Here is a 10,572-nt window from a genome sequence, read left to right on the forward strand (position 1 = left end):
CGCCGGAGGGGTTAAATCCAGCCCCTCCGGCGTTTGAGGAGCGGGGTCTGGGGCGGAGCCCCAGGGTCGGGACGGGAAGGGGCGGCGGGGGCGAAAAATCCTCAGACGGAGGTGTCCGGGACGCAGCGGCCGTCCACCGTACGGTAGGTCCAGCGGGCCCCGTCACGGACCAGCTCCCGCACCGCCCGCACAAAACGCTCCACGTGCTCGTCGGGCGTGCCTGCCCCGAAGCTCACCCGGATCGCGTTGAGCGACTTCTCACCGGACCCCGCCTCGGGGGCGCCGCACTCACCCTGCGCCTGCGGGTCGCTGCCGAGCAGCGTCCGCACCAGCGGGTGCGCGCAGAACAGTCCGTCCCGCACCCCGATGCCGTACTCCGCGGACAGCGCCGCGGCGAAGTGGGAGCTGTTCCAGCCCTCCACGACGAAGGAGAGCACACCGACGCGCGGGGCGTCGTCCCCGAACAGGGACAGGAACCGCACCTCGGGCACGTCCACGAGCCCTTCGCGCACCGCGCGGACCAGCCGCTCCTCACGCGCGGCCAGCGCCTCGAACCCGGCCTCGGTGAGCGCCTTGCAGGCGGACGCGACGGCGTGGGCGCCGATGACGTTGGGCGAGCCGGCCTCGTGACGGGCGGCGCCCTCGTGCCACTCCACGTCCACTCCCCCGTCCTCGCGCCGGGTGACCTTGCGGCTGGCGCCGCCGCCCGCGAGGTAGGGCTCGGCCTCCTGGAGCCAGTCGGCGCGGCCGGCCAGCACGCCGGAGCCGAAGGGCGCGTACAGCTTGTGTCCGGAGAAGGCGACCCAGTCGACGTCCAGGCCGGTCACCGAGACGGCGTGGTGCGGGGCGAGCTGGGCGGCGTCCAGCACGATCCGCGCGCCGTGCGCGTGTGCGGCGGCGGCCAGTTCCCGTACGGGCCACAGCTCGCCGGTGACGTTGGAGGCGCCGGTGACGCAGACCAGGGCGGGGCCGTGGGGGGCACGGTCGGCGAGGGCACGCTCCAGGGTCTCCACCGCCTGGCGGGGGCTGCGCGGGGCGTCCAGGCAGGTGACGCGCGCGTCCCGCCAGGGCAGCAGGGAGGCGTGGTGCTCGGTCTCGAAGACGAAGACCTCGCAGCCGTCGGGGAGCGCGGCGGCGAGCAGGTTGAGGGAGTCGGTGGTGGACCGGGTGAAGACCACCTGGTCCCCGGTACGGCAGTCGAGGAACTCGGCGACGGTCCGGCGGGCGTTCTCGAACAGGTCGGTGGAGAGCTGGGAGAGGTATCCGGCGCCCCGGTGGACGCTGCCGTAGTACGGCGCGTAGGCGGCCACGTCGTCCCAGACCCGCTGGAGGGCGGGGGCGCTGGCGGCGTAGTCGAGGGCGGCGTAGGTGACCTCGCCCCCGGTGACGAGGGGGACGGTGACGTCCCGGCCGAGGACGGGCAGCGGGGCGCGGACGGACCGGCCGGCGGCAACGGTGGGGACGGACATGACACAACTCCCGGTGAGGCAGGCGGAATCCCCGCGCGAGCGCACATCGCTCAAGCGCGGAAGGAAGAGAAAAAGGGTGCGCGGAGGCGGGGCTCGGCAGCCCTAACGCATTCGCTTGCTCACGGGAGACTCCTCGACGACCAGGACCCCTGGTGTGCGAGGGGTCCGCGCTTGCCGTGAGCCTTGCTGCTCACGGCCTGGTCTTCACCCGGGGCACCCCGCCACGGACGGAGGGTTGCCGGACAGCCGGCCGGGGCCTGATGGCTGTCACTCATGACCTGGACAGAAAAGTACGCGAAATGATCGACGCCCCGCAACCCATGTCCGGATCACGGGACATCCCCCCGCCGGGCGGCAGGGCCCGCCCGGCGGATCGCCCCGGAGGAAACCGGAGGTGCCTCGCAACCTGGTGAGCAGGGGCGATGGGGGTCCCTACACACGGAGCCCCGCGCACAGGGGCCGCGTACGGGGCCCTTGTGCAGGGGGCCCGCGCACGGGGATTCGCGCACAGGGGCTCACGCACGGGCCCCACGTATGCGGACCCACGCATGAGGACCCCGCGCACAGGGGCTCACGCACGGGCCCCACGTATGCGGACCCACGCATGAGGACCCCGCGCACAGGGGTCCACGCACAGGGGCTCACGCATGGCCCCCACGTATGCGGACCCACACATGAGGACCCCGCGCACGGGGGTTCACGCACAGGGACTCACGCATGGCCCCCACGTATGCGGACCCGCGCATGAGGGCCCCACACATGGAGGGCCCACACATGGAGGGCCCACACATGGAGGGCCCACACATGAGGGGTCCCCCCGCTCGAGCGAAGCCGAGCGGGGGGAGAAGCCGAGCGTGCGGCTGCAAGGCAGTGGAGGAGTACGCACCGGACCTCGCGTCTCCGGCACGCCTCGCCGGGCAGGCCTTACGCGTTGCTGACGGTCACCCAGCGTTCCAGGACCCGCTTGGCGGCCCCTGAGTCGATCGACTCGGCCGCCTTCGCCATTCCGGCGCGGAGCTGTTCCGTCAGGGTGCCGTCGCCCGGTTCCAGGGCCACCAGGGCCGCCGCCGAGTTCAGCAGCACCGCGTCCCGTACGGGGCCCGGTTCGCCGTCGAGGAGCCGGCGGGCGACCTCCGCGTTGTAGGAGGCGTCGGCGCCGCGCAGCGCCTCCACGGGCACGAGGTCGATGCCGACGTCGCGCGGGTCGAAGGCCTCCTCGGCGACCTTGCCGTCGCGGACCACCCACACCTTGGAGGTGGCGGTGGTCGTCAGCTCGTCCAGGCCGTCGTCGCCGCGGAACACCAGCGTGGAGTTGCCTCGCTCGGCGAAGACCCCGGCCATGATGGGCGCCATCCGCGGGTCGGCGACCCCGACGGCCTGTGCCTTGACCCGTGCCGGGTTGGCCAGCGGGCCGAGGAAGTTGAACACCGTGCGGACGCCCAGCTGGCCCCGCGCGGCGGCGACGTGGCGCAGCGCCGGGTGGAACTTCACCGCGAAGCAGAAGGTGATCCCGGCCTCCTCGGCGACCTCGGCGACCCGTCGCGGCGTCAGCTCCAGATTGACGCCGAGCTTCTCCAGGACGTCGGAGGCGCCGGACGCGGAGGACGCGGCCCGGTTGCCGTGCTTGACGACCTTCGCGCCGGTGCCGGCCACGACGATCGAGGACATCGTGGAGATGTTCACCGTCTTGGCGCCGTCGCCGCCGGTGCCGACGATGTCGACGGTCTCGCCCGGCACCTCGATCACATGGGCGTGGTCGTACAGCGCCCGTACGCAGCCGGTGATCTCCTCGACGGTCTCGCCCTTGGCCCGCAGGGACACCGCGAACCCGGCGATCTGCGCGTCGGTCGCCTCACCGCGCATGATCAGGTCCATCGCCCAGGCGGTGTCGTCGGCGGTCAGGTCCCGGCCGTCCAGCAGTCCGTTCAGCACGGCGGGCCAGGAGCGGCCCGCCGCGGTGTCGCCTCCAGCGGGGGTCACAGCGCTCATGGCCGCTCCTGATGGTCGTAGAAGAGTCCGGGGACCCGGCAGGGTACCGGTGTCCACCCTATCCAGGTCCGGGGACGGCGAAGGGCCCCCGTCCGCAGAACGGACGGGGGCCCTTCGCCGTCGTGTGGCGACTGGGGTGAGGCGCTGAAGGTGATCAGTGGTGGCCGTGGCCGCTCGTGATCTCCTTGTACTCCTCGACGGTCGGCTTCGGGATCTGGGCGTCCTCGCCGTAGTAGCCCTTGCTCAGCTTGGCGCGCAGCTTCTCGGTCGCCTTCACCTTGCGCTTCACGCCGTTCTCGTCGACCGTCGGGCCGATCTCGGCCGGCTTGTACTGCTCGTGCGCGGTGAGGGTGTACATCTGCTCCTGGCTGAGCGGCTCGTGCACCTCGATGAACTCACCGTGCGGCAGGCGCTTGATGATGCCCGACTCGCGGCCGTGCAGCACCTTGTCCTTGTCCCGGCGCTGGAGGCCGAGGCAGATCCGCTTGGTGACGACGAACGCGATGACCGGTCCCACGAAGAAGCCGATGCGGACGAACCAGGTGACCGCGTTGATCGAGAGGTTGAAGTGGGTGGCGAAGATGTCGTTGCCACCACCGATCAGCATGATCATGTACGCCGTGACCCAGGCGACGCCGAAGGCCGTACGGGTCGGCGCGTTGCGCGGCCGGTCCAGGATGTGGTGCTCGCGCTTGTCCCCGGTGATCCAGGACTCGATGAACGGGTAGAGCGCGATGACCGCCAGGAAGATACCGAAGATCACCAGCGGGACGAAGACGCCCAGGACCAGGGTGTGGCCCCAGAGGTTGATCTCCCAGCCTGGCATGGCGCGGACCAGACCCTCGGCGAAGCCCATGTACCAGTCGGGCTGGGCGCCCGTGGAGACCATGTCCGGACGGTACGGGCCCAGGGCCCAGATCGGGTTGATGGACGCGATGCCGGCGATCAGGGCGGTGAAGCCGAAGACCAGGAAGAAGAAGCCTCCCGCCTTGGCCATGTAGACCGGCAGCAGCGGCATGCCCACGACGTTCTTGTTGGTCCGTCCGGCACCCGCGAACTGCGTGTGCTTGTGGTAGAAGACCAGGATCAGGTGGGCGACCACCAGGCCGAGCATGATGCCCGGCAGCAGCAGGATGTGGATCGAGTAGAACCGGGCGACGAAGTCGGTGCCGGGGAACTCCCCGCCGAACAGGAACATCGAGATGTACGTGCCGACGATCGGCACGGACAGGATCGCGCCCTGGGTGAAGCGGACACCGGTTCCGGAGAGCAGGTCGTCCGGCAGCGAGTAACCGGTGAAACCGGTGAACATGCCGAGGACGAACAGCAGGAAGCCGAACAGCCAGTTGATCTCACGCGGCTTGCGGAACGCGCCGGTGAAGAAGACGCGCATCATGTGCACGAACATGCCGGCCAGGAAGATGACCGCGGCCCAGTGGTGGATCTGCCGGATCAGCAGACCGCCACGGACGTCGAAGCTGATGTCCAGCGTCGACTTGTAGGCCTCACTCATCAGCTGTCCCTGCAGCGGGACGTAACTGCCGTGGTACTCCACCTCGTTCATCGACGGGTGGAAGAACAGCGTCAGGTACACACCCGTGAGGATGATGATGAGGAAGCTGTAGAGGCAGATCTCGCCCAGCATGAAGGACCAGTGGTCCGGGAAGATCTTGCGCATGTTGGCCTTGGCCAGGGAGTAGATCCCCAGCCGGCCGTCGGCCCAGTCGGCGACGCGCTCGCCGGCCGGTGCCTTCCCGCGCGAGCGGGACTCGGGGGTCGTCGTAGTACTCATCCGCGCTCCCAGAAGGCAGGACCGACGGGCTCTGCGAAGTCGCCGAGCGCTTCGAGGTAACCCTCGTCGTTCACGCCGATGCGCAGCTGCGGCAGCGGGTGACCGGCGGGGCCGAAGATGACCTTGGCACCGTCGGAAAGGTCGAAGGTGGACTGGTGGCAGGGGCACAGCGCGTGGTGTGTCTGCTGCTCGTACAGGGAGATCGGGCAACCGACGTGGGTGCAGATCTTCGAGTACGCGAGGATGCCCTCGTGCGACCACTCGAGTGACTGCTTGTCCTTGATGTCGTCCGGCTTGATGCGGATCAGCATCAGGGCAGCCTTGGCGATCTCGTTCTGGAAGTCGTGGTCGTGCTCCTCCAGGCCCTCGGGCTTGGCGAAGGTCAGCGAGCCCACGATGAGGTCCGACGGCCGCAGCGGCTCGTTGGTGTTCATGTTGACGATCAGCTTGCCCTTGCCCCACAGGGTGTGGCGCAGCTTGGTCTCGGGCAGCGGCCCGAGCTCGCGCAGCAGCACGACGCCGGAGAGCGGGAACAGGGCGAGGGCGCCGAACATGGTGTTGCGGATCAGCTTGCGCCGGCCGAGCGCCGACTCCTTGGCACCCTGGCGGAAGTCGTCCATGACCTTCGCCTTGACCTCGGGCGAGGCCTCGATCGGGTGCCGCTCGTCGGCCAGCTCCTCGTCGGACATCAGGGTGCGGGCCCAGTGGACCGCGCCCGCGCCGATGGCGAACAGGGCGATGCCGAGCGTCACGCCGAGCGCGAAGTTCAGGGCGCTGATGTGGCCCAGCGGGAAGATGTAGACGATCTTCTCGACCGGGATCGCCACGAACGAGGCGATGAAGCCGACGGTGGCCAGCATCGACAGCGTGAACATCAGGGCGACCGCGCGCTCGGACCGCTTGGCGGCCCGCTCGTCGATGTCCTGGATCCGGTGCTCGTGGGGCGGCAGGCCCGGGTCGGCGAACGGGTTCTTCTCGTCCGCGACCTTCACCGTGCCGTGGGTGGTGTCCTGCGCTGCGGGCAGGTTCTCTTCGGGGATGTCTTGGCTACTCATGACTTCTTGGCCTTTGCGGTCCGAGCGGCGACCCACACGGCGACGGCGATCAGTCCGCCGAGACCGAAGATCCAGCCGAACAGGCCCTCACTGACCGGGCCCAGCCCGCCCAGCGCCATGCCGCCCGGGCTCTCGGACTCGTCGGTGTTGACCTCGCCCAGGTACGCGATGATGTCCTTCTTGTTCTGCTCCGTCAGCGTGCTGTCGGGGAAGGAGGGCATGTTCTGCGGGCCGGTGAGCATGGCCTCGTAGATGTGCTTGGGGGCGACGTCCTCAAGGCTCGGGGCGTACTTGCCGTGCGTGAGCGCACCGCCCTTGCCGGTGAAGTTGTGGCACTGCGCGCAGTTGTTGCGGAACAGTTCGCCGCCCTTGGCGATGTCGGCGCCCTCGGGGCCGTACTGCTCGGCGGTGGGGACGGCCGGGCCGGCGCCCAGGGAGGCGATGTACGCCGCCAGCTGGTCGATCTCGGCCTGCGTGTAGACGGCCGGCTTGTCCGGGACCTGCGCGGCCTGCGAGGTGGCGGCCGGCATACGGCCGGTGCTCACCTGGAAGTCGACGGCCGCGGCGCCCACGCCCACCAGGCTCGGGCCGTCGGACGTGCCCTGACCGCCGGTGCCGTGGCAGCTGGCGCAGCCGACCGAGTAGAGCTTCTTGCCCTCCTCGATCGTGAGGGACTGGGCAGTTTCGTCGGCCTGCGCCTTGTCCGCGGGTGCGAACACGGCGTAGAGCCCCCCGGTGCATGCCAGCGCGAGGAGTAGGACGACGAGCGCCGCCAGCGGATGGCGTCGTCGTGCGGAGAGCTTTTTCACGGATTACCCCGGTGTCAGGATCTTCTGCGTCGATGCTTCTGGTTGGTGCGCCCGGAAAGGGGCGCGCGCGGATGTGGGCCCGGCTACTTGATCATGTAGATCGTGGCGAAGAGGCCGATCCAGACGACATCGACGAAGTGCCAGTAGTAGGACACGACGATGGCCGCGGTCGCCTGCTCGTGGGTGAACCTCTTGGCTGCGTAGGTCCGGCCCAGGACCAGCAGGAAGGCGATGAGACCGCCCGTCACGTGCAGGCCGTGGAAGCCGGTGGTCAGGTAGAACGCCGAGCCGTACGGGTCGGAGGAGAGGGACAGGCCCTCGTGCTTGACCAGCTCGGTGTACTCGAAGACCTGACCGCCGATGAAGATCGCGCCCATGATGAAGGTGACGACGAACCAGCCCCGGAGCTTCTTCACGTCACCGCGCTCGGCGGCGAACACGCCGAGCTGGCAGGTGAGGGAGGAGAGCACCAGGATCGTGGTGTTCGTCGCCGAGAACGGGAAGTTCAGGGCGTCGGCCTTCTCCGACCAGAAGTCGGGTCCGGTCACCGATCGCAGAGTGAAGTACATCGCGAAGAGGGCCGCGAAGAACATCAGCTCGGAACTCAGCCAGATGATGGTTCCGACGCTGGTGAGGTTCGGTCGGTTGACCGACGGGTGCGCGTGCCCGGTATCTACTGTCGTTGCTGTCGCCACGCCGACATTATGTCGGTCGCTTATCCCGCCCTCACTCCCGGGGGTGCCGTTCGGTGTGTTCGGCCCTCCTGGACTGCCCGGATGGCCCATCCGCGGCCCGTGGCGGAGCCGTCCCGCAGCCGTCTCGAAGGCGTGTCCGAACCAGTGTTGACAAGCGGTCGGAAGGGGTAGCATCCGCGCCATCGGTACCCGAAGTTCCCGACAGAGCCGTGCCCTCTCTCTTACGCGTGGAGGAACAATGCAGGCGACCGCCACGGTGCTGGTCTACAGCGACGACGCCAACACCCGGGAGCAGGTGCGGCTCGCCACCGGGCGGCGGCCGGCGCCGGACGTGCCCGTCGTGGAGTTCGTGGAGTGCGCGACCCCGGCGGCCGTACTGGCCGAGCTGGACCGGGGCGGCATCGACGTGTGCGTGCTGGACGGTGAGGCCGTGCCGATGGGGGGCATGGGGATGTGCCGGCAGATCAAGGACGAGGTGTTCAACTGTCCGCCGGTGCTTCTGCTGATCGGCAGGCCGCAGGACGCGTGGCTGGCGACGTGGAGTCGCGCCGAGTCCGCGGTCACCCTGCCGGTGGAGCCGGTCGAGTTCGCCTCGGCGCTGGCGTCTCTGCTGCGGCAGAAGAATTTGCAGAGCGCCTGAGAACTCGCTTCCTCCGGTGGCGTGGCGACTGCGGGTCCGTTGTGGTTTGTCGCGCAGTTCCCCGCGCCCCTGAGGTGCTGCCCCAGGGGCGTTTCACACGGTCTGTGGCCTCAGTCGGGCCTGCTCTGCCCGGCCGGGGGGCTTGTTGGTGGTCAGGGCGCTGCCCGCCTGCCATTTCCGCCAGTCGAGGTTCCAGTCGCCGTAGCCGTTGCCGAAGGGTTCCATCGTTTCGCCGGTCGAGTTCTCGACCTTGACGATGTCGCCCTCGCGGACGGTGTCGAAGAACCACTCCGCGTTGTCGGTGCTCATGCCGACGCAGCCGTGGCTGACGTTGTCGTAGCCCTGGGAGCCGACGGACCAGGGGGCGGCGTGGACGTACTCGCCGCTCCAGGTCACCCGGGTGGCGAACTCGACGTCCAGGTCGTACGACTCCGTCGAACCCTCGGCGATGCCGACGGTGGTACTGCGCATACGTACGAGGCGTTCCTTGGCGAGTACGACCTTGACGCCGTTGCGGGTCTCGAAGCCGGGCTTGCCGGTGGTGACGGGGATCTGCCTGATCTCCTCGTCGTTCTTGTAGACCGTCAGCCGGTGCGTGGCGGCGTCGGTGACGGCTATCACCCGGTCGCCGGTGCGGATCGTCAGGGGCGCGGACCTGCCGCCCCGCAGCCGGTCGTTGACCTTGACGCCCTCCAGGGTGCTGCGCACGCCGATGGTGGCGTGGGCGGGCCAGTAGTCCTGGGGGCGGTAGTGCAGCTTCTTGTCGTCCACCCAGTGCCAGGTGCCGGACACGGCGGGGGTGGACTCGACCTTCAGGGCGCGCTCCACGACGGCTCGCTGGGCCGGGTCCTTGACGGGTGCGCTCAGCTCGGCGGTGAGGGGCTGGCCGACGCCGTACGTGCCCGCCCCGGGGCCGAAGGCGACGGTCAGGCGCCGGGTGGCGGCCGACCTGGCGGTGGTGAAGGTGAGGACCTTGCGGCCGGGCGCCCCGTCCTCGTCCTCGGTGCTCACCCGGACCGTGTACCGGGCGCCCGCGGCCAGCGGGGAGGTGCTGTGCCAGCGGCTGCCGTCGGCGGCCAGTTCGCCCGTCACGTGGCGTCCCGAGGCGTCCACGACGGTGACGTCCGTGATGCGCCCGTCGGAGTCCTCGGCGACGACCTCCAGGGGCTTGTCGGGGTCGGCCTCCCCGCCCGTTTCGACGGACCCGCTGAAGGAGATCTGGTCCGCCGCGTCGTAGGGCTCGGCGGACAGCGGGTCGCCGCCGGAGGAGCAGCCCGCGACGCCCGCGCCGAGGGCGACCACCAGCAGCGTGCAGCCGGCGACGCGGCTCCGCCCGGCGCCCGCGCCACGAGGGGACTTGGTACGTCTCATGGCCTCACGCTAGGAACCCGCGCCGCCCTCGGCTCACTGGACGGCCCGAACGGGTGAGGAAACGTCGAGGGGCCCGGACCCTCCTGGTGGAGTGTCCGGGCCCCTCGACGCCGTGGGTCACTGGGTGCGGTTCTCACCGCGGTAGTACTCGAAGACCCAGCCCCAGATGCCGATCAGGAGCAGCGGCGCCGAGAAGTACATCAGCCACCAGCCGATCGCGACGCCCATGAAGGCCAGGGCACCGCCCACGGCCAGGGCGAGCGGCTGCCAGCTGTGCGGGCTGAAGAACCCGACCTCGCCGGCGTCGTCGGCGACGTCCGCCTCCTTGTTGTCCTGCGCGCCCACGTCGACCCGCCGGGCCGTGAAGCCCAGGTAGAAGCCGATCATGATGGACAGGCCGAACGCCAGGAAGAGGGCGGTGGTGCCGACCGGCTCCTTCGACCACACGCCGTAGACCCCGGCCATGATGAGGAAGAAGACGCTCAGCCAGATGAACATCTTGCCCTGGATCTTCACTTGCCGGCCTCCTTGCTGCCGGAGAGGGCCTTCTCACCGTGACCGGCGTTCTCGAGTTCGTCGAGTGCGGCGATCTCGGGGTGGTGCAGGTCGAACGCCGGGGATTCGCTGCGGATCTTCGGCAGGGTGAGGAAGTTGTGCCGCGGGGGCGGGCAGGAGGTCGCCCACTCCAGGGAGCGGCCGTAGCCCCAGGGGTCGTCGACGCGGACCGGCTTGCCGTACTTGGCCGTCTTCCA

Annotated in this window: 9 protein-coding genes, 1 pseudogene and 1 riboswitch; of the genes and pseudogenes, 1 reads left to right on the forward strand and 9 read right to left on the reverse strand. The window is 69.6% G+C overall.

The features are described 5' to 3' along the window. Window positions 1–101 precede the first annotated feature (101 nt). From ACFV5H_RS37165 to ACFV5H_RS37190, 6 genes are all read right to left on the reverse strand, one after another. Complete coding sequence (locus ACFV5H_RS37165; RefSeq protein WP_385199119.1) at window positions 102–1,469, reverse strand: aminotransferase class V-fold PLP-dependent enzyme; 1,368 nt, start codon at window positions 1,467–1,469, stop codon at window positions 102–104. 162 nt (window positions 1,470–1,631) lie between these two features. Next, window positions 1,632–1,748: riboswitch (SAM riboswitch) on the reverse strand. Window positions 1,749–2,393: 645 nt separating this feature from the next. Continuing rightward, window positions 2,394–3,458, reverse strand: a complete 1,065-nt coding sequence (gene trpD, locus ACFV5H_RS37170) for an anthranilate phosphoribosyltransferase (RefSeq protein WP_385059517.1) — start codon at window positions 3,456–3,458, stop codon at window positions 2,394–2,396. A 154-nt stretch (window positions 3,459–3,612) separates the two neighbouring features. Next, entirely contained in the window at window positions 3,613–5,250 is a 1,638-nt protein-coding gene (locus tag ACFV5H_RS37175; protein ID WP_385059212.1) for a cytochrome bc complex cytochrome b subunit, read from the reverse strand. Continuing rightward, window positions 5,247–6,305 (reverse strand): Rieske 2Fe-2S domain-containing protein, encoded by a 1,059-nt coding sequence (locus tag ACFV5H_RS37180; protein ID WP_385059210.1) that lies wholly within the window; start codon window positions 6,303–6,305, stop codon window positions 5,247–5,249. Before ACFV5H_RS37180 ends, ACFV5H_RS37175 begins: the two co-directional genes overlap by 4 nt. After that, window positions 6,302–7,114: a c-type cytochrome gene (locus ACFV5H_RS37185; RefSeq protein WP_385059207.1), complete on the reverse strand. Its 813-nt coding sequence runs from the start codon at window positions 7,112–7,114 to the stop codon at window positions 6,302–6,304. The genes ACFV5H_RS37180 and ACFV5H_RS37185 overlap by 4 nt, the downstream gene beginning before the upstream one ends. An 83-nt stretch (window positions 7,115–7,197) precedes the next feature. Beyond that, the gene (locus ACFV5H_RS37190) at window positions 7,198–7,809 is read right to left on the reverse strand and encodes a heme-copper oxidase subunit III (RefSeq protein ID WP_385059205.1); all 612 of its coding nucleotides are present in this window, start codon (window positions 7,807–7,809) and stop codon (window positions 7,198–7,200) included. A gap of 238 nt (window positions 7,810–8,047) precedes the next feature. Between ACFV5H_RS37190 and ACFV5H_RS37195 the strand changes: the two genes are divergently transcribed. Beyond that, window positions 8,048–8,449 (forward strand): hypothetical protein, encoded by a 402-nt coding sequence (locus ACFV5H_RS37195; RefSeq protein ID WP_385059203.1) that lies wholly within the window; start codon window positions 8,048–8,050, stop codon window positions 8,447–8,449. Window positions 8,450–8,542: 93 nt separating this feature from the next. Here ACFV5H_RS37195 and ACFV5H_RS37200 read toward each other — a convergent pair whose 3' ends face one another. The 3 genes and pseudogenes from ACFV5H_RS37200 to ACFV5H_RS37210 form a co-directional block, all read right to left on the reverse strand. Continuing rightward, entirely contained in the window at window positions 8,543–9,820 is a 1,278-nt protein-coding gene (locus tag ACFV5H_RS37200; protein WP_385059200.1) for an Ig-like domain-containing protein, read from the reverse strand. Between the two features lie 117 nt (window positions 9,821–9,937). Then, complete coding sequence (locus tag ACFV5H_RS37205; RefSeq protein ID WP_385199120.1) at window positions 9,938–10,336, reverse strand: cytochrome c oxidase subunit 4; 399 nt, start codon at window positions 10,334–10,336, stop codon at window positions 9,938–9,940. Continuing rightward, window positions 10,333–10,572: pseudogene (locus ACFV5H_RS37210) on the reverse strand (cytochrome ubiquinol oxidase subunit I); the annotation flags it as partial. The pseudogene ACFV5H_RS37210 and the gene ACFV5H_RS37205, both read right to left, overlap by 4 nt.

Source organism: Streptomyces sp. NPDC059787 (assembly GCF_042732315.1).
In the GTDB taxonomy this organism is placed as follows: domain Bacteria; phylum Actinomycetota; class Actinomycetes; order Streptomycetales; family Streptomycetaceae; genus Streptomyces; species Streptomyces atrovirens.